Source organism: Nocardia ninae NBRC 108245 (assembly GCF_007990755.1).
Lineage (GTDB): Bacteria > Actinomycetota > Actinomycetes > Mycobacteriales > Mycobacteriaceae > Nocardia > Nocardia ninae.
Map to the genome: position 1 here is coordinate 100,945 of NZ_BJXA01000011.1, position 24,592 is coordinate 125,536.

Below are 24,592 nucleotides of genomic sequence, written 5' to 3' on the forward strand. Positions count from 1 at the left end.
GCTACTTCTTTTTCGGCGGCAGCGTCCGCGCATAGCCGACGCCGCGATCGACCCATTCGCGCAGCACGGTGTCGTCGTCGGCCGCCTCGGGGTTGACGCGCAGCCAGCCGACCATTTCCCGGCCGCCCATCACCATGGGCTCCACGAATTCGTTCGCGAGCAGCCTGTCGCTTTCCGCCCGGTCGACCCGGACCAGCAAGCCGCCTTGCCCACTGGCCGCCACCGCCATATTGCCGCCGATCAAAAAGGCCAGACCGCCGAACATCTTGCGCTCGGACAGCTCCGGCCCCGGCTTGATCAGCAGCCGGATGCGATCGGCCAACTCCTCGTCATATGCCATAGCGGAATTGTCGACCCTGGCACCGACAGATTCTCGGCGACAGCCTCACGCGCCGATCGCCGCGGCGAACAACGGCCAGGACAGGTGCAGGTCGTCTTCCCAGTAGGTCCAGGCGTGGGTACCGGCAGGCCGCAGGTTCGCGGTGACCGGGATGCCGAGTTGGTGCAGCCGATCCACGAACGGCCGGGTGCAGCCGCCGATGACGGTCTCCATCACACCGCCGACGAGCATGCGGTCGAGCAACCGGGCCGGGTTGCCGTCGATGCCGCGGTCACCGATGGTGTCGTGCTCCCCCGGTGCGCCGGTGCCCGACGAAACGTACAGCGCCACACCGCGCAAGCGTTCGGCGTTCAGCATCGGATCGTGCTCGGCCCAGGCCGGGCTTTCCGGCCCGCCCCACATGTTCGCGGCGTTCGCGCCGAACACCGCGAGCTGCGACGAGACGTAGGCCTGGGCCACCGAGTCACTGGTGCGCGGGCATCCGCTGTAGGCGCCGACCGCCTGATAGAGACCGGGTGCGCCGGTCGCGAGGTTCAACGCCGAGGTCGCCGACATGGACAGTCCCGCAACGGCATTGCGCCCCGTCATGCCGAACCTGTCCTCCAGCAACGGCGGCAGCTCGCGGGTCAGGAAGGTGGTCCACTGGTTGCGGCCGAGCACCGGATCGTCGCGCAGCCAGTCGGTGTAGTAGCTGGCGCGCCCACCCATCGGCACGATCACGTTGACGTTCTTGTCCGCGAAGAACTCCGCGACATCGGTGCGCCGCATCCACGGCCCACCGTCCTCGCCGCCGTCGACCGCGTTGAGCAGATACAGCGCGGGCGCACCGGCGCCGGGATGCGACATCCACAGCGTGATGGGCTTGTTCATCGCCGCCGAGTGCACGACGACCTCGAGCTGTCGCCCGTCCAGCGGACGTACCTCGAGGATGCGGGAGTCGGGATCGGCGGCGGCCGGACCGGCCGGGACGATCGCGGCGAGGACCGCGAGAAGGGGAACCAGGCATCGCATCAGCCGGCGCATGGGGTCGAGTATCTCCCAGGGCCGCCGGGACATCCGGCATTCACCGGGCGTGTTCGCGTACCGAATGAACGCGCAGGTCGGTGGCGGCATCGTCGTCGCCGATCAGAATCCAGCAATCGACCAGCGACGGCGGATTCAGCCTGCGTAACTGCGTTCGAGCCATCGGTGTCCAGCGCGCCGAATCGGTAATGCACGTCTGCGCCTTCGAGCAGCTCAGACGGGCCGGGTCAGGTGCCTGCATCAACGCATTCGAGCCTTAAGCGCCCGGACCCGCAACGCGCTCGAGCCGTTCACTGCGCACCGCGACGGGCACCGCCGTGCGCTCCAGATGCCGCGCCAGTATCGGTCCGATCACGCCGACCACATCTGCATTGGTGAGCTGTGCATGTGTCGCTGGCACCGGGTGTTCGATGAGGTCGCCGGTGATGAACGGCCGCCATATCTCGGCGCCGAACAGCTCGGTCACGCCACGGGTGGCCGAGAAGTACAGCAGGTCACCGTCGAAGACGCCGGGCTTGTATCCATGGGAAAGGGCGACGCCGTCCACATAACCGCGATGCAGCCGTTCCAGTTGCGCCGCCGATAGTCCGGTACCGAATGACGCACCGGCGCCGGCCAATTCGTCGGCGGCCTCGGCGGCCGACAGCTCCGGGGCGGCGTCGCCGTCTTCCGGCTCGTCACCGAGCAAGTGCGTCAGCAGATCTCGCATCCGAGGCGCGGGGGGCGGATCGACGCCGTCGGGGAAGACGACGCTGTCCAGCATGGCCAGCACCGCCACCGCGGCACCACGGGCGCGCAGCCGCACCGCGATCGCGTGCGCGATCTGACCACCGAGCGACCAGCCGAGCAGGTGGTACGGCCCCTCCGGCTGCACGCGCAGCATCGCGTCGACGTAGCTGTCGGCCAGCTCGTCGATGGTGCCGAGCGTGCGGCACGGTCCGGTCAGCGTCGGCGCCTGCAAGCCGTACACCGGCCGGTCCGTGATGTGCCGCGCCAATCCGGCGTAGCACCAGGCCAGCGGGACCGCCGAGTGGACGCAGAACAGTGGCGGGCGGGTTCCGTTGCGGCGCAATGCGAGCAAGACACCGAATGCGTCGTCGTCGCTGGTATCCGTGCCGTCGTAGGTGGTGATCCGCTCGGCGAGCGCCCGCACGGTCGGTGCCGCGTACAACCAGCGCACCGTCACCGGCACCCCGGTCGCTGCGGCCAATTCGGCCGAGACCGCCACGCCTAGTAGCGAATTCCCGCCCAGCTCGAAGAAGTCATCGTTCAGGCCGACCCTGGATTGACCGGTGGCCGTGCCGATGTGCTCGGCGACCAGACGCTGAATCATGTTCTCCGGGGCCAGATACGGACGTTGCACGATGATCGACGGCGGCAAAGCGGCACGATCGAGTTTTCCGTTGCTCGCCACCGGGAGCCGGTCGAGTTCGATCAGCGCCGAGGGCACCAGTGCGGCGGGTAGCGTCGCGCGCAATCGGTGCAGTGTGGCCGCCGCGTCGAACGCGACACCGGGGGCGGCGACCACGTAACCCACCAGTCGCGCCTCGGGGCGACCCGCGTCGGCGACCGTGACGACCGCGTACTCGATGTCCGGTCCGGCGAGCAGTGCCGCCTCGATCTCGGCGGGCTCGATCCGCCGCCCGCGCACCTCGACCTGGGCGTCGACGCGACCGAGGAACTCGAACACCCCGTCGGGTCCCGCGCTGACCAGGTCGCCGGTGCGGTACAGCCGCCGCCCGACCCCGAACGGATCGGCGATGAACCGCACCGCGGTGCCCGCCGGATTGCGGACATAACAATCGGCGACGCCGATGCCGCCGAGGTACAGCTCGCCTCGGGCACCGTCGGGCAGTCGCGCCAATCGGGAGTCCAGCACCACCGCGAGCACCCCGGGAAGCGCGCGCCCGATGGTCACCGGCGCGTCGATCGCCATCGCCGCGGTCTCCGTCGCCATCACGGTGGCCTCGGTCGGCCCGTATCCGTTGAACAACCGCACATGCGGCGCCCATTCGCGCACCAGCTTCGCCGGGCAAGCCTCGCCACCGATGGCCACCACCGACAGCCCGGGCACCTCCGCCGGGGAGAGCGTGGCAAGCACCGCAGGGGTCGTCAGGTAATGGGTGCAGCCTGTCGCGCGGAGCAGCCGTGCCAGCTCGGCGCCGGACACCACCGATGGCGGCTGCACCACCAAGCGCGCACCGGACGCGAACGCGGCAAGAACATCGAGGAGATGTGCGTCGAAAGACGGGGCGTGCGAATGCAGCACCACCGAGTCCCTGCCGACGCCCCAGTGCTCGACGATGTAGTCGGTCAGCGAACCGAGGCCGCGATGACTGACCGCCACACCTTTCGGCCGCCCGGTAGTGCCCGACGTGTAGATCAGATAGGCCGGATGCGCGGGCCGCAGGGCACGCGGCCGCTCCGTGTCGGCCACCGGTGTCGCCGACCGGCGCTCGACCTCCGCCATGCACCGCGGATCATCGAGCACCAGCCAGTCGATGCCACACCCGGTCGCGCCGCGTGCGTCATCGTCGCTCGCGCGGTCCGCGTCCGCCGCGGCAGGATCGAGGCGGCCGAAGAATCCGGTATCGCAGGGAAATTTCTCCCGCACCGCGCTGATCGTGATTCCTTGCCGGGCACGGGAATCCGCGATGACCGTGGCGATCCGCGCGGCCGGATCGGACGGATCGACCGGGACGAAGCAGGCGCCGGTCTTCGCGACCGCCCACAGGGCCAGCACCGATTCCAGCGAACGCGGCACGGCGACCAACACGAACTCACCGGGACGCGCGCCGCCCGCCATCAGCTCGCGGGCCAGCCGCGAGGACGCCTCGTCCAGTTCGCGGTAGCTCATGGTGCGGGTATCGTCCTGCACCGCAACAGCATCCGAGGCCGAGTCCGCGCACAGCAGTTCGGGCAGCACCCGCACCGGCGCGGCGGGCGGCGCGACCACGGGAGCGGGCCGAGCGCCGTCGACCGCGACTATCGGGCAGTCGGGCGCCGCGGCAAGGAAGCGGCGGAAGTACTCCAGGAACATGCGGTGCTGCCACACCACGGTGTCGTGGCGGTAGCGCGCCGGGTTGGCCTGAAAATCGATGCTGACCGAGCGGTCGTCCGGACCGGCCTGGTAGCCGTTGACCATCAGATCCTCGACGGGTCCGAGTGCGAGCAGCCGGGCCTGGCCGGTCAGCGGGCCGAGCCGGAGCGGTTCGGCGAAACCGAGGACATTGACCAGCGGCCCGAATCCACTGCCCAGGGCCTGATCCCGGCCACTGTCGCGGCGCATATCCTCGAAACGGTAGCGCTGGTGCCGCAAAGCGCCGATGACAGTCGATCGGACCTGGGCGATGACCGCACTGACGGTGCTGGTGTCGAGCCCGGATAGTCGCAGCGGCACCACATTCGACAGCGATCCGGCCGATCGGCGCAGTCCCGCGGTGGTGCGGGCGGGGACGGGCAGGGTGAGGCAGACCTCCGCGTTGCCCGTCATCCGCGCCAGGAAGCAGGCGAAGGCCGCGAGGGCCAACTCCGGGAAGGTGGCACCGTGGCTGGTCCTTGCGGCGGCGAGCAGTTCCGCGGTGGCGGCATCGACGGTCGCCGTCACCCGGTGCGGCCGGGCCTGCGGTGCGGCAGGTTGGCCGGCCAGGCTCACCGGCGCGCCGAGTCCGGCGAGCCGATCCAGCCAGTAGTCCCGATCGACCGCTCGGCGTGGTGAATCCCGATAGGCCTGCTCGGTTGCCAAGATCTCCGGCACCGATAGCGCCGGAAGGTCCTGTACCGAACCGGCTTTGGCGCGATCCGCGGCACCGTTCGACAGCACAGTACTGGCGCGCGGCGTGGATTCGTCTGCCGCTTCGCGCGTTTCGGTCGATGCGAGATGATCCGCGGACCGCCACAGCACTCGCCCGGACGGGCGACGGCCCGCTCCTACCAAGCGGCCGGTGTCGAGAAGCGCGGTGTCGCCCGCCCCACGCACCACTCGCGGCTCGATGTCCCGCTGGGACGCAAGCACTTCGGCCCGATAGAGCTCCCCGGTGCGGCGCAGCACCGCCGCGGCACCGAGGCCGTCCAGTACGAGATGGTGGCTGCGCAGGTACAGCAGGTGGTGCTGCGGCGCTACCCGGAACAGAGTGGCGACGGTGTGGTCGTCGGTGCGGGGATCCAGCGGTGCGCTGTAGTCACGCTCCATCGCGGCGAGAGCGGTAGCGACCGGGTCGATGCCGGTCGTCAGGTCCACGACCTCGATCGGCAGCTCCGCGTCCGGATCGACGTACTGCCGCGGCTGCCCGTCGACGGTCCGGAGTCGCACGTGCGGCGATTCGAGTTCCCGGGCCGCGCGCCGGGCACAGCGGGCCATCAGTGCTATGTCGAGGGGTCCACAAAGATCCAGGTACATCGCGACCGTGAGCGGCACCTCGGGTTGCAGTTGCTGGGCCACCCACCAACTCTGCTGCACGGTCGAGAGTGGGTACATCCGCTGCGCCGTGGCATCGCCAGGCACGGCGTCGTCGGCTCCGGTCAACACGCCTCCCATGCATTCGGAAGCCACCGCTGAATCGTTTCTCGGGCAAACCTACGGCATCTAGGCCCGAACTCGCCGTAATTGCAGCATGATCGGCGCGTGCAAGGGTCGCTGCCAGGACAGACAGCGGGCGCTGGCCTATCGGATTCGACGAATATCCGGCCACGAGCGTTATCTCGGCACACACCCTGCTACGTAGGCCGTTAGCTCAAGGGAGGCGTAGCCGTTGAGCCGCTCGCTCAACGGGAGGCGTCGCAGTGGAGCCGCTCGCCCAACGGGGGGCTCAGTGGAGCCGTTCACTGACCGGCGGCAGCCGACAGTACGAACCTTTCTCGGCTCATCGTGTCGGCGACACCGCACAGCTCGTAACACGAGCTCAAGCGGCCCGGGTCCGCACCAATTCCCGCGCGGCCGCGCGATAACGGTCGGCGATGAGCCGGACCACGGCGGGATGCACGCCGATGGGCTCGGCGACGCCGTCGGCACCCGCGTCGTGCAGGCGTTGCTGGAACAGCCCGTGCGCCAGCAGATACGAAGCGACGAAGACCCGTTGCGCACCCGACTCCCGCAGTGCGGCAACGACTTCCGCAACCCGTGGCGCACCGGTGGCGATGTAGCCGATCCGCACCGGGGTATCGAGGTGTTCGGCGAGCATGGCGGCGGCCCGGCGAACATCCTGGCGGGCACGAGCATCGGAGGATCCGGCGGCGGCGAAGACGACCGCGTCACCGGGACGCCAGCCGGCGGCCCGCAGCCGCATCGTCATGATCCGGGCCAATGCCGGATCCGGACCCATGGCCGGAGTGACAGCCACTGCGGCATGCCCGCTCTCGGCTACTTCCCGCGGCACGTCCTGGTAGACGTGGTACCCGGAGGCGAGGAACGCCGGAACCACCACGGCGGGAACAGAATCCCCCGCCGTGTCGCACAGATCGCGCAGCACCTCGGCCGGCGACGGACCGAGAACGTCCACGAAAGCAGTCCGCACGGCCGGGTCGGGCAGCTCGGCGTCGCGCCCCGAAACCGCGACGCCGAGCTCCCTGTCCACCGCCTCGGCCAGCGCGGCGATCATCTGAACCCCACGGGTGCTCCTGGTGCCGTGCGCCACCAGCACCAGGGCGGGCGGGGTCACAAGGACCCCAACGTCTGCACGTACCGCGTCGGCGCGCCGGGCGCCTGCGGTCCCGACAGCTCGGGGCGCGGATTGTTGTCGATGCATTCGGCCGCGTCCAGCGCCAGTCGATAGCCGCGCTTGACCACCGTCTGAATCGCCTTCGGCGCACCGAGCCCAGCCCGCAGCCGGGCGATCGCGGTCTCCACGGCGTGCGTGTCGTCACCGCCGCCGGGCAACGCGGCGAGCAGGTTCTCCCGGGAGACGACCCGGCCGGGCTGGCGCGCCAGCGAGCGCATCAGCGCCATCGGCGCGGGCGCGAGTTGACGCACCTCGCCGTCGACCACCACGCAGCCGCCACGCACGCTGAGCGTGTGGCCCGCGGCGTAGATCCGGTTGGCCCGCCGCGGCAGTTCCTCGGCGACGTGGCGAGCCAGCGCACCGAGCCGGGCCCGGCCGGGCATCGACGTCGCCACACCGAGCTCCTCCAGCGGCGCCGCGGTGATCGGGCCGACGCAGGCGGCCAGCACCCGGCCGCGCAGCGCGTGCAGCACGCCCTCCAGCAGGCCGGTTTCCTTGGCGCGCATCAACATCGACGCCACGGCGGGCGCGCTGGTGAAGGTCACACAGTCCAGGTTCGCGGTGACGATGGCCTCGATCAGCTGGTCCATCGGACCCTGATCCTCCGGCGGCATCCACCGGTACACCGGCACCGGCACGACATCCGCACCGGCACAACGCAATACCTCGCAGAAGTCGGGCACCGGCTCCCACTCGGTGGTGGCGCCGTGCAGCTGCACCGCGATCCGCACGCCCTCCACGCCCTCGGCGAGCAGGTGATCGAGCACCTCCGCGGACGACTCCGAGGCGGGCGACCACTCCTCCCGCAATTCGGCGGCGCGGATGGCGCCCTTGGCTTTCGGGCCGCGCGCCAGCATCCGGGTGGCGCCGAGCGTGGCGCGCAACTCCTCCGCGACGCCCCAGCCCTCGGCGGCCTCCATCCAGCCGCGGAAGCCGATGCCGGTGGTGGCCACCGCGATCTGCGGCGGTTCGACGATGAGCTGGCGGGTCACCCGCTCCAGCTCGGTGTCGTCGGCCAGCGGAATGATGCGAATGGCCGGCGCCGACACGATGTCGGCGCCGCGCCGGACGAGCAGCGTGGCGAACTCGTCGGCCCGTCTGGCCGCTGTGATGCCGATGGTGAATCCGGCGAGGCAGGGGCCCGGCTCGATGGTTGTCATGCGTTCATCCGTCCGAGGAGGCGAGCCCGGCGGCGACCGGCTCGTTGGAGATCGACACGACGCCGTCGGCTACGCGGACCGCGTACACCGGCAGCGCCGCCGATTCGTCGTCCAGGCAGCGCCCGTCGACCAGGGAGAACGCCTGCTTCAGCAGGGGTGAGGCGACGACCGGGACACCGCCGCGGTCGCCGACGATGCCGCGCGACATGACCGCCGCGCGTCCGATCGGGTCGATGTTGCCCACGGCGTAGAGCATGCCGTCGGACAGCAGGAACAACGCGGCCTGACGGCCACCTTTCAGCAATACCGCAACGCCGCGGCCGGGGATCAGGTAGTCGAGCCGGCATGCCTGCGTCCAGCCGGTGGCGGTCGTAGCGGCAAAACCGGGGGTATCGATCACGGTCATCGGTGTCATCCTCCAAACGCCTTACCCATTGGTACAGGCGTCCTGTTTCTATGCGGTTAAGCCGTTATTTCCCGGGCATGGCGGCGGGCACGTCCGGCATGCCCAGCAACACCGGTACCTTGCGTTCCCCCGTTTCGTCGAACGCGATTGTGGGGTCGGTCTCATCCGGGGCATTGACGAAGGAAACGAAGCGCGACAGCTTCTCCTCGTCCTCCAGCACGGCCGCCCACTCGTCGCGGTAGCCGGCGACATGCTGGGCCATCACCGCCTCCAGTTCCTCGGCGATGCCGAGGCTGTCCTCGCAGATGACCTGCTTGAGGTAGTCGATGCCGCCCTCGAGCGCCTCCTGCCACGGCGCGGTGCGCTGCAACCGGTCGGCGGTGCGGACGTAGAACATCAGGTACCGGTCGATGTACTTGATCAGGGTCTCGTCGTCGAGGTCACCGGCGAGCAGCACCGCGTGCTTCGGGGTGAGGCCGCCGTTGCCGCCGACGTAGAGGTTCCAGCCGTGCTCGGTGGCGATCACGCCGACGTCCTTGCCCCGCGCCTCGGCGCATTCACGGGCGCAACCGGACACGGCCAGCTTCAGCTTGTGCGGGGAACGCAGTCCGCGGTAACGCTTTTCGAGCAGCACCGCCATGCCGACCGAGTCCTGCTGGCCGTAGCGGCACCAGGTGGAGCCGACGCAGCTTTTCACCGTGCGCAGCGACTTGCCGTACGCGTGACCGGATTCCATGCCGACGTCGACCAGACGCTGCCAGATCTGCGGCAGCTGCTCCACCCTGGCGCCGAACAGGTCGATCCGCTGACCGCCGGTGACCTTGACGTAAAGGTCGAAGTCCTTGGCGATCTGGCCGATGGTGATGAGCTGATCGGCGGTCACCTCACCGCCGGGCATCCGCGGCACCACCGAGTAGGTGCCGTTCTTCTGCAGGTTGGCCAGGAAGTGGTCGTTGGTGTCCTGCAGCGCGGCCTGCTCGCCGTCGAGGATGTGCTCGCTGGAGGTCGAGGCCAGGATGGAGGCGACCGTCGGCTTGCAGATGTCGCAGCCGGTGCCCTTGCCGTACTTGGTGATCAGTCCGGAGAAGGTGCGGATGCCGGTGACCTGCACGATCTGGAACAGCTCGGCGCGCGATTGGATGAAGTGCTCGCACAGCGCCTTGGACATCTCCACGCCGGACTGCTCGAGCAGCTTCTTGAGCATGGGAACGCAACCGCCGCAGGAGGTTCCGGCGGTCGTGCACTTCTTGATGCCCGGGATGTCGCAGGCGCCCTCGGCGATGGCGCCGCAGATCGCGCCCTTGGACACGTTGTTGCAGGAGCAGATCTGCGCGTCGTCGGGTAGCGCGTCGGCGCCCAATTCCGCACCGGCGGGCGAGATCAGCGCGGCGGGCTCGGCCGGCAGCGGCCGCCCGACCAGCGGGCGCAGCGCGGCGTAGGCGGTGGCGTCGCCGACCAGGATGCCGCCGAGCAGGATCTGCGCGTCATCGGAGACAACGAGTTTCGCGTAGGTGCCCTTGGCGGCGTCGTGCAGCACGACCGACAGCGCGCCCTCGGTGGTGCCGTGCGCGTCACCGAAGCTGGCCACGTCGACGCCGAGCAGCTTGAGCTTGGTCGACATGTCCGCGCCGGGGAATTCGCCTGCGCCGCCGAGCAATCGGTCGGCGACGATCTCGGCGGTGGTGTAACCGGGCGCGACGAGGCCGTAGCAGGTGCCCTCGACCGCGGCGCATTCGCCGATGGCCCAGATGCTCGGATCCGAGGTCTGCAGGCCGAGGTCGGTGATGATGCCGCCGCGCGGGCCGACCTCCAGCCCACTGTCGCGGGCGATCTGGTCGCGCGGGCGGACACCCGCGGAGAAGACGACGAGCGAGGCCTCGATGACCGAGTCGTCGGACAGGCTGACCCGGATGCCGCTGTCCCCCGCCTCGATCGAGGACGTGCCGACGCCGGTGTGCACGTACAGGCCGAGATCGGTGACCAGCCGCTCCAGGATGGCGCCACCACCCTCGTCCACCTGGGCAGGCATCAGCCGCTGGTTGTACTCGACCACGTGCGGGGTGAGGCCGAGCAGCCGCAGCGCGTTCGCGGCCTCCAGGCCGAGCAGACCGCCACCGACCACCACGCCGACCGCGCCGGGTCCGGCGGCCTCGGCGGCGGCCCGGATGCCGTCCAGGTCGTCGATGGTGCGGTAGACGAAGCATTCCGGGCGATCGTGGCCGGGCACCGGCGGCACGAAGGGATAGGAGCCGGTGGCGAGCACCAGCGCGTCGTAGGCGATGGTGTCGCCCGCCGACGTGGTGACCTTGCGGGCGTCCCGGTCGATCGACTCGGCGCGCTGGCCGAGCCGCAGGTCGACGAGGGCGTCACCGTCGTAGTCGTTGCCGGGCAGGGCCAGCGCCGCGGTATCCCAGGCGCCGACGTAGGTCGACAGACCCACGCGGTCGTAGGCGGGCAGCCGTTCCTCGCTGAGCACGACAACCTGCCACTGTCCTGCCTCGTCGCGCGAGCGCAGTGCCTCCACGAACCGATGCCCGACCATGCCGTGGCCGACGACGACCGCGGTCTTGCGCAGGGCTGGTTCGACTGAGTGATTCGTCGACGTGCTCAAGAAGGGCCTCCCAAGATCCGGTTGGCCCCACGGTAGGAAACAGGTATTGCCGCCATGCTGCGCGCGATGACCGGCGCATCAACGGTTGCTCACGGACCCGGATTCACCAGGGTGAGCTCGCCGCAATGTTGCGCGGGTGCGACGCGCCGTTCGCGCGCGTCATCGCGAGCCGACCTCGCAATAGCCGGCCGATGCGGGGCGACGCGCACAGCATGAACGCCGCCACATCACCCCGCAACTCGAGCCGGGAATCAATTCCAGGTGTCTTCGAGCATCCGCGGCTTGCAGGCCTGCCAGGCACCGGCGAGCAGCACAAGTACGGCGACGCCGAGCAGTGCGAACGGAGCGATCCAGCCGCCGGTGACCGAGTGCAGCACGCCGAACAGCAGCGGTCCGATGCAGGCCACCGCGTAGCCGACGCCCTGGGTGAAACCGGAGAGCGCGGCGGAGCCACCAGGGGTGTTGGTGCGCAGGTTGATCAGGGTCAGCGCCATCGGGAAGGTGCTCGGGCCGAGGCCCAGCAGGACGACCCACAGGATGGGCGCGCTCATCGGGGCGACGATCAGTCCTACGAAGGCGGCGACGAAGAAGATCGCGCAGCCGATCACGACGGGGAAAGGATTACGGAATCGGGTGACGACCGTCGGCGCACTGAGCGCCGCGACCAGACCGACCACCGCGAACAGCGCGAGCATCGACCCGCCGAAGCCTGCGCTTGCTCCGGCGTCGCTGAGGATCTTGGGCAACCAGGTGAACATCGCGTAGGTGATCAACGACGTCATACCGAACATGCCCGCCATGCCCCACGCCACCGGGGACCGCCAGACCCGCCCGGTGCGCGGCGCGTCGATCGCGCCGAGGGCGGTGCTGTCCTGCACGTCGCGGCCGCGCCGGTCGCGCAGCACGCCGAGCCACGGCACCACGGCGGCGAAGCCGAGGATCGCCCACAGACCCAGTGAGATCCGCCAGCCGTGCGCGTCGGCGACCGGGACCGCGACGAATGCGGGCACCACGGTGCCGAGCTGCACCATCACGATGTAGAGCGAGCTGACGATGGCGACCCGATCGGCGAAGTACCGCTTCACCAGCGGCGGGATCACCACGTTGCCGATGCCCATGCCTGCCAGCGCCAGCGCGGAGAAGACGAGGAGTTCGGCGGTGCCGGACAGCAGCACCCGGACCAGCTGGCCGGTGCCCGCCATCAGCATGGCGACCAGCGCGGTGCGCTCCAGCCCGAGGCGCCGGACGAGCACCGGGGTCAGCAGGCCGGACAGCGCGAACATCGCGGTCGGGATCATGCCGAAGACGCCGACCACCGCGGTGCCGTAGCCCACGTCGGCGCCGATGCGTTCGGCTAGCGGACTGAACGCGGTGACCGCGACGCGCAGGGTAAGCGCCGACATAACGATGGCGGCCAGAACGAGGAGACGGCCCTCCGTCAGCGCACGTCGGCGCTGCTCGACCTGCGGAGATTCCTGTCCGGTCGGAGTTTTCTGGAGGGTTGCAGTCACTGCGAAATCATAGGATGACCGGATGATAGGAGGCAACGATTTGTGATGAGCGGTACTCTATGGCAGTGCAACCAGTCCGGCGCACCAGCCTCATCGCCCAGGTCACCGAGCAGCTGCGTGCCGAAATTCGTTCCAGCCGTTGGCCCATCGGGTCCCGCATCCCCACCGAACCGGAGCTGACCGAGCTCACCGGAACGGGTCGAAACACCGTGCGCGAGGCCGTCCAGGCCCTCGTGCACGCGGGGATGCTGGAGCGACGCCAAGGCTCGGGAACCTACGTGATCGCCTCCTCCGACCTCGGCGGCACCCTCGGCAAGTACTTCGCCGATGCCGAAGAGCGCGATGTCCTCGAGCTACGCCTGGCGCTGGACACCACGGCCGCCGCGCTGGCCGCGCGCCGCCGCGACGACGGCGACATCGCGAACCTACTGCAGCTGCTCGCCGAGCGCGACAAGGCCTACGACGAGGACAACCCGGCCGCGATCGAGTCCGATGTCGAGCTGCACCGCGCGATCGTGGTCGCCAGCCACAACGCGGTCTACCTCGAGTTCTACGACTCGCTGCTGCCGATCATCGAGCAGGTGATCCGGGCCCGGACCTTGAAGTCCGACGACTCCTACCCCGAGGAGCACGCCGAGCTGGTGCACGCCGTGATCGACGGCGACCCCGAGCGCGCCGCCTCCGCGGCCAGCTGCTTCCTCGAGTCGCTCATCGCCGAATACCCCGACGTTCGATAAACAGCTCTCTTCCTAGCGGACGGCACGTGAAGAACCACTCACGTGCCGTCCGCTTCGCATGTGAGTCGGAATTGCCTGGAACGTCACGCGTAGCCACGGAGCCGCAACAACCGGCCCCTACGTTGTGAAACGACCTAAAAAGGCAACTCGACTCCGCCGGCGGCGCCAGCCGCGATGAGGGCCGGTCGAGTGCGAACGAGAGGAAGCCGATGACTGCCATCGCAGCCGCCACCGGCACCGAGTCGAACACCGCATCCGAGACCTTCCAGCACCAGACCCGCGGCCGCTGGCTGGAACACTGGGAGCCGGACAATCTGAAGTTCTGGGAATCCGGTGGCGCGCGGACGGCACGCAAGAACCTGATCTTCTCGGTGTTCGCCGAGAACCTCGGCTTCAGCATCTGGGTCATCTGGGGCACCGTGGTCACCAGCATGGGCGCCGCGGGCTTCCCCTTCCTCGAGGGGCTCGGCAAAGGCAACCCGACGGCGGTGAGCAACGCGCTGCTGCTCTCGTCCACCCCGACCCTGGTCGGCGCCGCGCTACGCATCCCCTACACCTTCGCGATCCCGAAATTCGGCGGCCGGGCCTTCACCGCGTTCAGCGCGGCGATGCTGCTCATTCCGACTCTCGGGCTGGCGTATTTCGTGAACCAGCCGGGCACGCCCATGTGGGTCTTCATGATCCTGGCCGCACTCGCCGGTGTCGGCGGCGGCAACTTCTCCTCGTCGATGGCCAACATCAACTTCTTCTTCCCGGAGAACAAGAAGGGCGCGGCGCTCGGCATCAACGCCGCGGGCGGCAATCTCGGTGTGGCACAGACCCAGCTGGCGTTGCCGCTGCTGATCACCCTGGGCACGCACCTGATGGCCAAGGATCCGGCGGGCTACCGCTTCGGCATCACGCTGTCGGTGCTGGTGTGGATTCCGTTCATCCTCATCGCGGCCTTCGGCGCGCTGCGCTACATGGACAGCGTCGCCAGCGCCAAGTCCGATGGCAAGTCTTACCGGCTCGCGTTGACCAACCAGCACACCTGGGTGATGGCGCTGCTGTACATCGGCACCTTCGGCTCGTTCATCGGGTTCTCCTTCGCCTTCCCGACGCTGATCAAGGCCAACTTCCCGGAGCTGGCCAAGATCGGCTGGATCAGCACCATCGGCAACCTGGCCTTCCTCGGCGCGTTCGTGGGCTCGTTCAGCCGGCCGTTCGGCGGGTGGGTGTCCGACAAGATCGGTGGCGCCAAGATCACCGTGTGCGTGTTCGGCGGCATGGCCGTCTCGGTCGCGCTGATCATGGCCGCGCTGGAGCTGAAAAGCTTCCCGCTGTACCTGATCTCGTTCCTGCTGCTGTTCGTGATGACCGGCATCGGCAACGGCTCCACCTATCGGATGATCCCGACCATCTTCAGCGCGATCTCCAAGAAGTACGCCGCCGAGCACGGTCTGGACCTCACCGAGTCGACCGCGTCGGCCCGGCGGCAGGCAGGCGCCGCGATCGGCGTGATCGGCGCGGTGGGCGCCTCGGGCGGCTGGCTGTTGCAGCAGGCGTTGCGACTGTCCAACATTCACTACCACTCGATGGCGCCCGCGTTCTGGGCCTATGCCGTGGCGTTCCTGCTGATGGGCGCGGTCACCTGGTGGTTCTACTTGCGGTCTTCGTTCGCGGTGGAGCGGATGCCGTCGCTGGCCTACGCCAAGGTGTAACCGGCACAACGCAGCACGCACGTCGGTCGTCGAAAGGCACTGAGCCGCAAGGCTCGCCTCTCGGCGGCCGGCGTTTTCGTCTGCGCTACACCATCAATCGGACCATGTCGGCCGTGCGCGCCAAGCCGGGGAACGCCTCCGGCGTCGACCGTGGATGCAGGGCGTGCACCGCGAGCCGGAACATGACCGCGCGCAACAACATCTGCGGCCATTCCGGCAGATCGCGCCAGCGCTCCAACAGTCCGTCGTCGGCACCACCCCAGGCCAGCGCGTCCACCACGATCACCCCGGCCGCCCAGGGCGCGGGCCGCCAGTACGGCGTGATGTCGGTGAGGCCCGGCGTGTGGGTCCCTGCGAACAGCACGGTGCCGAACAGGTCGCCGTGCACCAGCTGGGCGGGCGTCTGCACCGGCTTGCGCAGGGTGGCCAGCTGGCCGATGAGCTCCATGCTGCGCTGGCCGTCGGGTGAGTCCGCCGAGGGCAGCGGGCCGCCCGCGCGCAGGCTGCGCAGCGGCACCGCCTCCCAGGCGGCTCGATCGGCCGCGACGAACACGTCCACATCGACCCACGGCGCCACCGGCGGCTGCACCAGGAACCGGGGCCGCTCAAGATGGGTCGTCGCCTGATGCAGGCGCAGCGACACCGAAACCACTTCGTCGTGCCGGGGTTCCGGGATGCCTTCCAGGTAAGTGTCGGCGCGCCAGCCGGAGACCACGTAGCGGCCGTCGGTCGCGCGCACCGGGCGGGCCAGGCGCAGCCCGTCCACCTTCAGCGTCTCGCGCACCTTCGCCGACCACGCCGCCCGCGCGTGATCGGCGACCGGGCTGAGCACCACGTCCCCGAATCGCCAGCCACCCTCCCAATCGCCCAGCGTGACCGGGGAAACTTCGCGCAGACCGAACGTGGCACGCACGTGCTCGGGAGGTTCCACAGAAGTCACGGCCGTACCGTACCGCCGTGGTGGACGCCGTACAGGACGCCGCGCCGAAGTGCAACCCCCGCCGTTAGGGCGGGGGTCACAGCGTCCTTCGACGGATCAGTAGACGGGCAGCGACGGATCGATCTGCCGCGCCCAGGCGATGACCCCGCCTTGCAGGTGGGTGGCGTCGGCGAAACCCGCGCGCTTGAGCGCGGCCAAGGCCTCCGCCGAACGCACACCGGTCTTGCAGTGCAACACGATCGGGCGGTTCTGCGGCAGCTCGGACAGCGCCTCGCCGGACAGGATGCGGTCCTTCGGGATGAGCCGCGCGCCATCGATGTGCACGATGTCCCACTCGACCGGCTCGCGCACGTCGATCAGCTCGATCTCCTTGCCCGCGTCGAGCAGATCCTTCAGCTCGCGCGCGGTGACCGTCGAGTCGGCCGCGGCGGCCTGACCCTCCTCGGACACCACCCCGCAGAACGCCTCATAGTCGATCAGTTCGGTGATCGGCTGACGCTCCGGGTCACGGCGCAGCTTGATGGTCCGGTAGTTCATGTCCAGTGCGTCGTAGACCATCAGGCGGCCGAGCAGCGGCTCGCCGATGCCGGTGATGAGCTTGATCGCCTCGGTCACCATCACCGAACCGATGGACGCGCACAGCACCCCGAGCACGCCGCCCTCGGCGCAGGACGGCACCATGCCCGGTGGCGGGGCCTCCGGGTAGAGGTCGCGGTAGTTGATGCCGCGCCCGTCGGGGGCGTCCTCCCAGAAGACCGAGACCTGGCCCTCGAAGCGGTAGATGGAGCCCCACACGTAGGGCTTGCCCGCCAGCACCGCCGCGTCGTTGACGAGGTAGCGGGTGGCGAAGTTGTCGGTGCCGTCCACGATCAGGTCGTAGTCGGCGAACAGCTCGACGGCGTTCTCCGGCTCCAGCCGGATCTTGTGCAGCCGGACGTCGATGCCGGAGTTGATCTCGAGGATCGAGTCGCGCGCGCTGTCGGCCTTCGGGCGGCCGATGTCGGACTCGCCGTGGATGATCTGGCGCTGCAGGTTCGAGGCGTCCACCTCGTCGAACTCGACGATGCCGAGCGTGCCGACGCCGGCGGCGGCCAGGTACAGCAGCGCCGGGGAGCCGAGCCCGCCGGCGCCGATCACCAGGACCTTGGCGTTCTTCAGCCGTTTCTGCCCGTCGACGCCCAGGTCCGGAATGATCAGGTGGCGGCTGTAGCGGGCGACCTCGTCCTTGGTCAGCTCCGCGGCCGGCTCGACCAGCGGCGGCAGGGACTTAGGTGATGACACGTCCAGGACTCCTCGAATCGAATGGGTCGATCTCGTTGTGCAACACCCGCGACCAGACCGTTCTTCCCGACCCATCGTCGCGCATGTCAGCCGCGCGGGTACGGCCAGGGGTTGAAGCGGCAGCGCTTGCCGTCCATCGGGACGACGCCGTCGGGCTCGAGGGTCGCGATGTCATTGTTCTTGGTGCCGAAGGTCTGCTGCATCATCACCGGGGCCAAGCCGCCGTCGGTCTCGCACGGCTGGTGCTGGTGGTAGCCGATGGCGTGACCGACCTCGTGGTTGATCAGGTACTGCCGGTAGGAGCCGATGTCGCCCTCGAAGGCGATCGCGCCGCGCACCCAGCGGACCTCGGAGAGCACCACCCGGCCGAGCTCGGCGTTGTAGCAGGACGAGTCGATCGGGATCTCGTATCCGCAGGCCTTGCGGGTGGATTCGCGGGAGGTGAGCGAGATGCGGAACTCGGTGTCGCCCTGGTCGACCCGGCGGAACGCGAACTTCTGATCGTGCGTCCAGCTCTTCGGGTTGGCGAGGGTGGACTCGATCAGCTTCGCCACCGACTCGTCGCCGCCGAAACCCGTGGTGTCGATGCCGTCCTCGATCTCCACGGTGTAGCGGAAGACCGAGTCGGTGCCGGTGCCGACCTGAGCGGACGCGCCGGGCACCACATGCCAAGTGCCGGTGCCGGTTTCGGCGAAGTTGCCACCCTGCGGCAGCGCGCCGGTCGGCAGGTCGGTGGGGAACTGGCCGTCGCCGGCCGGTCCGCCGATGATGCCGTCGCTCGCGGCCCGCGGACTCAGGTGGCCGAGGCCGGGCACGCCGCTCACCGTGGTCGCTGGGTCGGAGCCGCGCACCGCGTCGACCACCACCAGCACCGTGACGGCGAACAGCACCGGTAACGCGTAGGCCCGCCAGCCGTAGGTGGAGACGAATCTGCCCAGCGCACTTTGCTTTTTGACGCTGCGGTCGGGGCGTTCCCTGGTTCGGCCCTCGGTCGGAGCGGTGGGATCCCAGCTGGCGCGCAGCGGTTGATGGGAGCGGTCCGGCTGAGCGTAGAGACCGAGCGGGTCGTAGATCTCGACGCCGTCGCGGTCGCGGCGGGTGGCGGGCGAATCGGGCTGCCGGGTAAGTGGATCGACACCGTTGGGGCGACCGTTGCGGTCCGGCCTGCGGGCGGAGCCTGCTTCGGCATCGAGCGGCGGCGCAGCGCCGGTGCGGGCGGCTGCGCCCGGTCGTGCTTCTGGGCCTGACCTTGCCACGGGTTCCGACCCTACGGAACCGGGCGCGCCGGGGCCAGCACGGCGGCGCGGATCGCGTCCACCGCCGGACGTGACCGGGGGGTCTGCGTGCCGCTCCCCGGGTCGGTCGGCGCGGAAAGTCACGGACACCAGGTTCTCACAGCGGGCCTGCCGCGCCGTCGGGCACGCCACAACCGCCGGGCGGTGCGACATTTCTCACCGGGTTCCCTCAGTTCTCCGGGCCCGGTCTGCGGGCGCGCAACAACCGAGTATCGTTCTTGGGATACCCGGTGCTTACCCCTTGCCGGGGAATCAACTGGGAGAGCCGAAATGACTGACCTCGTGGACCGGATGGCGTCCCGTAGATCGTCGTCCGAGCCCGCCAAACGCGGCACCCGGCTTCCGCGCGATGAGCGACGTCAACAACTACTCGCGGCCGCCAGCGAAGTCTTCGTACAGCGCGGCTACCACGCCGCGGGGATGGACGAGATCTCGCAGTGCGCCGGAGTGAGCAAGCCGGTGCTGTACCAACACTTCACCAGCAAGCTGGAGCTGTATCTGGCGGTGCTGCAGAACTACGTCGACATGCTGGTGTCCAGCGTCCGGCAGGCGCTGCGGTCGACCACCGACAACCGGCAGCGGGTGCGGGCCGCGGTGCAGGCCTACTTCGATTTCGTCGACAACGAGATGCAGGGCTTCCGGCTGGTCTTCGAATCCGACCTGACCAGCGAGCCGCAGGTGCAGCGCCGGGTCGAGCAGGCCACCGAGGCCTGCGTGGACGCGGTGTTCGACGTGGTGGCGCACGACTCCGGCCTGGACCCGTACCGGGCGCGCATCCTCGCGGTCGGCCTGGTCGGCGCGAGCCAATTCACCGCGCGCTACTGGCTGGAGGCGGATCGGCCGATCCCCAAGGAAGAGGCCGTGGACACCACCGTCTCGCTCGCCTGGGGCGGTCTGTCGCACGTCCCGCTGCACCCCATCGACTGAGCATACGAACGACGCGAGCCCCTGCATCCCGAGGTTGCAGGGGCTCGTTGCTGTCGGCCCCAGGGGCCGAGAAAACTAGACGGTGGCGAAGCCGACGCGACCGCTGGTGACGGTGCCGATCTCGACGTAGGCGACCTTCGAAGCCTGGATCAGGAACTTGCGACCCTTGTCGTCGGTCAGGGACACGACGCCGCCGCTGCCGTTCAGGGCACCGGCCACCAGCGCCTCGACCTCGTCCGGGGTCTGCGAGCTGTTGATCAAGAGCTCGCGCGGGCTATCCGAAATACCGATCTTGACCTCCACGGCCAACCTCCGAACGTAAGAGTCCTGTGCTGTCGATCCAAGGCTAGTGCAGGGCAACGCCGTGCAGGCAGACGGCTGCCTGCGCCCTCAGCGAACAGCAACGGCCCGCACACCGTTGTGCGGGCCAGTTCGGTGCGGCGGTACTACTTCGGTTCGATGAGCTGGATCTCCAGCTCGATGTTGACCTTGTCGCTGAGCATGCCGGGCAGCGGGCCGCCGACGCCGAAGTCGGTGCGCTTGATGGTGCCGGTGGCGGAGAAGCCCGCGTGCCGGTTGCCGGTCGCGCCGAACTCCTGCACGCCACCCCACTCGACGTCCAGGGTGACCGGCTTGGTGATCGCGCCGAGCGTGGCCTCGCCCTGCACCTCGAAGCTCTCCGCGATCTGCACCGGCTCGGTGGCGCGGAACGTCAGCGTCGGGCGGTTCTCGGCATCGAGGAAGTCGGCGGTGCGGATGTGCGCGTCGCGGTCGGCGTTGCCGGTGTCGAACGAGTCGAGGTAGATGGTCGCACCGAGGGTGGCGGCGCCGGACTCGTCGACCACGAATTCGGTCTCGAAGCGGGTGAATCCGCCGCGCACCTTGGAGATGCCGAGGTGGCGGATGGTGAAGGCCACCGACGAGTGCGCGGTGTCCAGGGTCCAGGAGCCGGGCTTCAGCGACTGGGTGGTCGTGGTGGACTCGGAAGAAGTTGTCATGCCAACCACCTTTGCCGGACCACGGTCCGTTAACCAGACCGCAGTTATCATGGCCCCCGTAGGGCGAGGTTAAGCCTCCTAGGACACGGCACGATGGGACCCATGGCACGCAACGGATTCGCCGAATTCCTCGTCGCGCGACGCGCTGAGCTACGCCCGGCCGACGTCGGCATGCCCGAGGGCAGGCGGCGCCGCACGCCCGGGTTACGCCGCGAAGAGGTGGCCGTGCGCGCGGGAGTCAGTGCCGACTATCTGGCGCGGCTCGAGCAGGGGCGCGACACCAATCCCTCGGTCGCGGTGATCGACGCGCTCGCCGACGCACTGCTGCTGCGTGGCGACGAACGCCATCACTTCAGCCTGCTCGCGCTGGCCTCCGGCAACGAATCCCACTGCCCCGGTAGCGAATCCGCGCAGGAGAAGGTCGCCGAGACGATCCAGTCGATCCTGCGCGCCTTGCAGCCGACCCCCGCGTTCGTGGTCGGGCGCAGGCTGAATGTGCTCGGCTGGAACGCGGCGTGGGAAGACTTCGCCGCACCGCTGGGCCTGCTCGACGGCGAGGGACAGCCGAACCTGGCCTGGTACACGTTCGTGCAACCGACCGCGCGCCAGGTGCTGCGGAACTGGTCCGAGGTGGCGGACACCTTCGCCGCGGCTCTGTCGCGCGCCAAATTGCGCTGGCCCGGCGACGATTCGCTGGTGGAGACGATCGACGCGCTGCGCCGCCACCCGGAGTTCGCGACCCGCTGGAAGCCACACCATGTCGGGGCGCCCGTCTCGGGCATGCTGCAGATCGACCATCCGGTGCACGGCCTGGTGCACGTCCCGTTCGAGACGCTCGATGCCGATCGCGATCAGAGCATCATCGTGTGGCTCACCGATCAAGCCCAGACGCAGACACCCGGCCTGCGACTGGTCCGGCCCGCGGCCGTCAACGAGTAGCCCTCAGATCCCCAGCTTCGCCATGCGTTCGGCGTGGCTGGCCTGCATGCGCTCGAACAGCGAGGCGATGCCGTTGAGGTCGCCCGCGGCGCCGAGCACGAGTTCGGTCAGCTCGTCGCGCTGCGCCATGACGTACTGCGCCTGCGTGATCGCCTCGCCGAGCAGGCGCCTGCCCCACAGAGTGAGCCGGTCACGTTCGGAGCGGCTGGCCTCGACCGCGCGCCGCACCTCCTCGACGACGAACTCGGAGTGGCTGGTCTCGGCGAGCACGTCGCGGACCACCTCGGCGACCGCGGGCGGCAGTGCACCGGCGATCTCGTTGTAGAAGTCCGCGGCGATGCCGTCGCCGACGTAGAACTTCACCATCGACTCGAGCCAGGTGGAGGGGTCGGTGGAGGCGTGGTAGGCGTCCAGCGCGCGGACGAACGGCGCCATCGCGTCGAAGATGTCGACCCCGCGCTCGGCCAGCGCCGCCTCCAGCGCGTTGAAGTGCCCCATCTCGGCGGAGGCCATCTTGGCGACGGCTACCTTGCCGCGCAGTGTCGGCGACAGCTTGGCTTCCTCGGCCAGCCGATAGAACGCGGAGATCTCACCGTAGGCGAGCACCGCGAACAGATCTATGACGCCCGGGTGGTCGGCGAGGTCGGCATCGGTCGACGAAACACCCAGCGCGGCAGGTGACTGTGCTCCCATGGCCCCAGCCTAGTACTCCGCGATGGTCACGCCGCCGCAGCGCGAAAGTTGTCCATTTTCACGCGGCCTCGGTGAGGAACTTGTCCAAATATGCCCATGTCGAGTCGCGGGCCTCCGGTCCGGTGAGGATGCCGAGATGGCTGCCCGGGGCGGTTTCGAAGCGGACCGAGGCCGCGCCGGTGAGCGTCCGGGTGCCCGCTTCGACGGCGGCGGCCGGGGTGATCACGTCGGTGGGGCCGCCGACCAGCAGAACGGGGGCACTCACCTGGGCCAGCTCGATGCGCCGCTTACCGAGCTGAACGACGCCGCGGCCGATGTCGTTGTTCAGGATCAACCTGCCCCACAGCTGGCCGTAGAAACGACCGGGGTAGCCGGGCATCTCGGCCATGAAGCGGTCGATGGTCTCCATCCGCGCCAGCGTCTCGGTGCGCGCGATATTGCTCGCGACGAACCACGGCCTGGTCAGCTCGCGGTCCCAGGCGGTGATCTTGTAACCGATCCTGGTCAGCGGCGCGGGCACGCCACCGGCGGCGCGCACCAGCGTCGAGGTGGCGATCCCGCCGGTCAACTTGGCCACCGCGCGCAGCTGCGGGATGCCGGTCAGCTTGTCGTAGTCCAGCGGTGCGCCCACCGCGGTGACGGAGCGGATCGGCAGCTCGGCGTGCGCGGCGGCGGTGAGCAGCGCCAGCGTGCCGCCGAGCGACCAGCCCACCAGGTCGACCGGCTTGCCGTCGCGGTCGGCGGAGGTGCGCAGCACCGCCTCGGGCAGGATCTCGTCGATCCAGTCCTCGAAGCCCATCCGCCGGTCGCCGAAGGTGATGTCGCCGTAGTCGATCACGTACGGTGCGCGGCCGGTCTCCAGCAGGAAGCCGGCCAGGCTCTGGTCGGGGCGCAGGTCGAAGCAGGTCGCGGGCGCGGCCAGCGGCGGCACCAGCAGCACCGCGGAATCCGTTGCGGGCACGGCGGTTTCGGTGTCGCCGGGGCGGTGCTCGAAGCGACGCAGCTGCCGATGCGGCTCGTCCCAGAGCACCGTCGACGGCGTGGGATCCGGTGCCTCTACGCCCGAACCGAAGGTCAGCGCCCACGCGTTGCGGGCGGCGGTCGTGACGGTGTCCGCGATATTCACCCGGAGAATGTCTCACATCCGGTACCGGCGGTAACAGGCAAGTCCGGTTTGTGGTTACCGCTTGCCCATGGCGAGCGGATTCGCCGCAGGCACGATGGCCGCGTGCACCCGGTCGGCCAGCGGCGCGAGCGAGGTCGTCAGCTCGGTCACCGCGTCGGCGGACAGCACCGCGAGCGCACCGTTCCAAGCCGCGTCGTCGGTGCTCTGCTCGACCCGTCCGAGCAGTTCGGCACCGCTGCCGGTCAATGCCGGGCTGACCGGCTCCCCCTCGACCACTCCCCTGGCCCGCAGTTCGTCGAACGCGTCCGCCCACTCCCGTTCGGACAACCCGCGCGCCCCGCGCAGCACCGATTCGGCCGCCTTGCCCGCCGCCGCCTGCATGACCATCGCCTGCCGCCCGGTCAGGCCGTGCGTCGCCAGCGCGGCCACGTGCCCGTCGCCGCGGTGCTCGCGCAGCGAGGTGGTCAGCTGCCAGAGCGCGCCCACCGGGTCCGCGGGCAGCGGCAATGCCGCGTTCGCCGCGAACAGCGGCCTGCCCGTCGGGTCGGCCTGCTCCTGCACCGGCGCGAGCAGCGAGACGGCGCGGGCACACTCCGCCTCACCGGCGCCGAGTTCACGCAGCAGCGCGGTGGACAGGTCGAGCCGGACCGCCAGGCACTGCTCGGGGGTTGCCAGGGCCCAGGCGCCGGGCAGCGCTTTGCGCACCATCTCCGGATGAAAACCGGCGAAGATCGCCTCGACTGTGGCGGGCGTCACCGCGCCGAGCGGCGCCGCCCGAAATGCGAAGTAAGTTTGCCAGTAACCGCGCAGTCCGATCGCGACTCCGGCCTCCTTGACGCCGGTCCCGAAATAGACCACGTCATGTAGTGGCTCGAGAGTCTTCCAGATTTGCCGCGCGGGATGAATTGCCATGTGGCGCAGCGTACGTCGATGAACCACCCGGCGATAGCCGAGTTCGGATTCCGAATAATCGACGGTGGCAATTCGAGCCGCGCACAATATCACGCTACAATCGCACCGGACAACGAAAAGTTTCGCTCGACCGACTTGCCTGATCTGTGCGTGCACCGCCCAGCGGTACCGATCCGATCGGCATAACGAGCAGCGATTTCGTGGTCCAGGAAAATGTGCGCGCACCAGCTCCGCATCACCAGTGCGCCGCGCCGAGATCTCCCGAGGTAGCCGCCC

21 protein-coding genes are annotated in these 24,592 nt (G+C 69.2%); 4 read left to right on the forward strand and 17 right to left on the reverse strand.

All coding sequences use genetic code 11. The features are described from left to right. Position 1: 1 nt before the first annotated feature. From NN4_RS11220 to NN4_RS11260, 9 genes are all read right to left on the reverse strand, one after another. Positions 2-340 (reverse strand): TfoX/Sxy family protein, encoded by a 339-nt coding sequence (locus NN4_RS11220; RefSeq protein WP_147129866.1) that lies wholly within the window; start codon positions 338-340, stop codon positions 2-4. 45 nt (positions 341-385) lie between these two features. Further along, on the reverse strand, positions 386-1,363 hold the full coding sequence (locus NN4_RS11225) for an alpha/beta hydrolase (RefSeq protein WP_147129867.1): 978 nt from the start codon (positions 1,361-1,363) through the stop codon (positions 386-388). A 40-nt stretch (positions 1,364-1,403) separates the two neighbouring features. Further along, the gene (locus NN4_RS11230; protein WP_147129868.1) at positions 1,404-1,604 is read right to left on the reverse strand and encodes a hypothetical protein; all 201 of its coding nucleotides are present in this window, start codon (positions 1,602-1,604) and stop codon (positions 1,404-1,406) included. Positions 1,605-1,619: 15 nt separating this feature from the next. Continuing rightward, positions 1,620-5,888 carry a non-ribosomal peptide synthetase gene (locus NN4_RS11235; RefSeq protein ID WP_246180819.1) on the reverse strand — a complete coding sequence of 1,423 codons (4,269 nt, stop codon included), beginning with the start codon at positions 5,886-5,888 and terminating at the stop codon, positions 1,620-1,622. A gap of 376 nt (positions 5,889-6,264) precedes the next feature. After that, positions 6,265-7,020, reverse strand: coding sequence for a sirohydrochlorin chelatase (locus NN4_RS11240; protein WP_147129869.1), 756 nt, complete (start codon positions 7,018-7,020; stop codon positions 6,265-6,267). Further along, positions 7,017-8,240, reverse strand: a complete 1,224-nt coding sequence (locus NN4_RS11245; protein WP_135232995.1) for a uroporphyrinogen-III synthase — start codon at positions 8,238-8,240, stop codon at positions 7,017-7,019. The genes NN4_RS11240 and NN4_RS11245 overlap by 4 nt, the downstream gene beginning before the upstream one ends. 4 nt (positions 8,241-8,244) lie before the next feature. After that, entirely contained in the window at positions 8,245-8,646 is a 402-nt protein-coding gene (gene nirD, locus NN4_RS11250; protein WP_147129870.1) for a nitrite reductase small subunit NirD, read from the reverse strand. 64 nt (positions 8,647-8,710) lie between these two features. Then, positions 8,711-11,221, reverse strand: coding sequence for a nitrite reductase large subunit NirB (gene nirB / locus NN4_RS11255; protein WP_147129909.1), 2,511 nt, complete (start codon positions 11,219-11,221; stop codon positions 8,711-8,713). Positions 11,222-11,508: 287 nt separating this feature from the next. Continuing rightward, entirely contained in the window at positions 11,509-12,768 is a 1,260-nt protein-coding gene (locus NN4_RS11260; protein ID WP_246180820.1) for an MFS transporter, read from the reverse strand. A gap of 65 nt (positions 12,769-12,833) precedes the next feature. On the opposite strand from NN4_RS11260, the gene NN4_RS11265 reads away from it, so the two are divergent. Both NN4_RS11265 and NN4_RS11270 read left to right on the forward strand, forming a co-directional pair. Continuing rightward, a complete protein-coding gene (locus tag NN4_RS11265) occupies positions 12,834-13,505 on the forward strand; it encodes a FadR/GntR family transcriptional regulator (RefSeq protein WP_107660875.1) in 672 nt (223 codons plus the stop codon). Between the two features lie 209 nt (positions 13,506-13,714). Then, positions 13,715-15,205, forward strand: a complete 1,491-nt coding sequence (locus NN4_RS11270) for an MFS transporter (RefSeq protein ID WP_147129871.1) — start codon at positions 13,715-13,717, stop codon at positions 15,203-15,205. An 85-nt stretch (positions 15,206-15,290) separates the two neighbouring features. On the opposite strand, the gene NN4_RS11275 is transcribed toward NN4_RS11270, so the two are convergent. The 3 genes from NN4_RS11275 to NN4_RS11285 form a co-directional block, all read right to left on the reverse strand. Further along, positions 15,291-16,145, reverse strand: a complete 855-nt coding sequence (locus NN4_RS11275) for a TIGR02569 family protein (RefSeq protein ID WP_135232998.1) — start codon at positions 16,143-16,145, stop codon at positions 15,291-15,293. A 96-nt stretch (positions 16,146-16,241) separates the two neighbouring features. Next, positions 16,242-17,426 (reverse strand): adenylyltransferase/sulfurtransferase MoeZ, encoded by a 1,185-nt coding sequence (moeZ, locus tag NN4_RS11280; RefSeq protein ID WP_147129872.1) that lies wholly within the window; start codon positions 17,424-17,426, stop codon positions 16,242-16,244. Positions 17,427-17,512: 86 nt separating this feature from the next. After that, entirely contained in the window at positions 17,513-18,682 is a 1,170-nt protein-coding gene (locus NN4_RS11285) for a DUF3152 domain-containing protein (protein ID WP_371865642.1), read from the reverse strand. A 309-nt stretch (positions 18,683-18,991) separates the two neighbouring features. Between NN4_RS11285 and fasR the strand changes: the two genes are divergently transcribed. Continuing rightward, positions 18,992-19,648, forward strand: a complete 657-nt coding sequence (gene fasR, locus NN4_RS11290; RefSeq protein ID WP_107658960.1) for an HTH-type transcriptional activator FasR — start codon at positions 18,992-18,994, stop codon at positions 19,646-19,648. 75 nt (positions 19,649-19,723) lie between these two features. Here fasR and NN4_RS11295 read toward each other — a convergent pair whose 3' ends face one another. Then, positions 19,724-19,951 (reverse strand): DUF3107 domain-containing protein, encoded by a 228-nt coding sequence (locus tag NN4_RS11295; RefSeq protein WP_107658961.1) that lies wholly within the window; start codon positions 19,949-19,951, stop codon positions 19,724-19,726. A 143-nt stretch (positions 19,952-20,094) separates the two neighbouring features. Then, positions 20,095-20,646, reverse strand: coding sequence for a YceI family protein (locus NN4_RS11300; RefSeq protein WP_135233001.1), 552 nt, complete (start codon positions 20,644-20,646; stop codon positions 20,095-20,097). 102 nt (positions 20,647-20,748) lie between these two features. Between NN4_RS11300 and NN4_RS11305 the strand changes: the two genes are divergently transcribed. Next, a complete protein-coding gene (locus NN4_RS11305) occupies positions 20,749-21,585 on the forward strand; it encodes a helix-turn-helix transcriptional regulator (protein WP_147129873.1) in 837 nt (278 codons plus the stop codon). A gap of 3 nt (positions 21,586-21,588) precedes the next feature. Here the strand turns inward: NN4_RS11305 and NN4_RS11310 are convergent, their stop codons facing one another. The 3 genes from NN4_RS11310 to NN4_RS11320 are packed head-to-tail and all read right to left on the reverse strand — an operon-like array spanning position 21,589 to position 24,316. Further along, positions 21,589-22,278 carry a ferritin-like fold-containing protein gene (locus tag NN4_RS11310; protein ID WP_147129874.1) on the reverse strand — a complete coding sequence of 230 codons (690 nt, stop codon included), beginning with the start codon at positions 22,276-22,278 and terminating at the stop codon, positions 21,589-21,591. Positions 22,279-22,336: 58 nt separating this feature from the next. Beyond that, the gene (locus tag NN4_RS11315) at positions 22,337-23,404 is read right to left on the reverse strand and encodes an alpha/beta fold hydrolase (RefSeq protein WP_147129875.1); all 1,068 of its coding nucleotides are present in this window, start codon (positions 23,402-23,404) and stop codon (positions 22,337-22,339) included. A gap of 54 nt (positions 23,405-23,458) precedes the next feature. Beyond that, on the reverse strand, positions 23,459-24,316 hold the full coding sequence (locus tag NN4_RS11320; RefSeq protein ID WP_147129876.1) for an SCO6745 family protein: 858 nt from the start codon (positions 24,314-24,316) through the stop codon (positions 23,459-23,461). Positions 24,317-24,592: the final 276 nt, after the last annotated feature.

Excerpts from the sequence above, each read along its gene's own strand:
- NN4_RS11220 (WP_147129866.1), bottom strand. The coding sequence starts at position 340 with ATGGCATATGACGAGGAGTTGGCCGATCGCATCCGGCTGCTGATCAAG.
- NN4_RS11225 (WP_147129867.1), bottom strand. The coding sequence starts at position 1,363 with ATGCGCCGGCTGATGCGATGCCTGGTTCCCCTTCTCGCGGTCCTCGCC.
- NN4_RS11230 (WP_147129868.1), bottom strand. The coding sequence starts at position 1,604 with ATGCAGGCACCTGACCCGGCCCGTCTGAGCTGCTCGAAGGCGCAGACG.
- NN4_RS11245 (WP_135232995.1), bottom strand. The coding sequence starts at position 8,240 with ATGACAACCATCGAGCCGGGCCCCTGCCTCGCCGGATTCACCATCGGC.
- nirD (WP_147129870.1), bottom strand. The coding sequence starts at position 8,646 with ATGACCGTGATCGATACCCCCGGTTTTGCCGCTACGACCGCCACCGGC.
- NN4_RS11270 (WP_147129871.1), top strand. The coding sequence starts at position 13,715 with ATGACTGCCATCGCAGCCGCCACCGGCACCGAGTCGAACACCGCATCC.
- fasR (WP_107658960.1), top strand. The coding sequence starts at position 18,992 with ATGACTGACCTCGTGGACCGGATGGCGTCCCGTAGATCGTCGTCCGAG.
- NN4_RS11300 (WP_135233001.1), bottom strand. The coding sequence starts at position 20,646 with ATGACAACTTCTTCCGAGTCCACCACGACCACCCAGTCGCTGAAGCCC.
- NN4_RS11305 (WP_147129873.1), top strand. The coding sequence starts at position 20,749 with ATGGCACGCAACGGATTCGCCGAATTCCTCGTCGCGCGACGCGCTGAG.
- NN4_RS11310 (WP_147129874.1), bottom strand. The coding sequence starts at position 22,278 with ATGGGAGCACAGTCACCTGCCGCGCTGGGTGTTTCGTCGACCGATGCC.
- NN4_RS11320 (WP_147129876.1), bottom strand. The coding sequence starts at position 24,316 with ATGGCAATTCATCCCGCGCGGCAAATCTGGAAGACTCTCGAGCCACTA.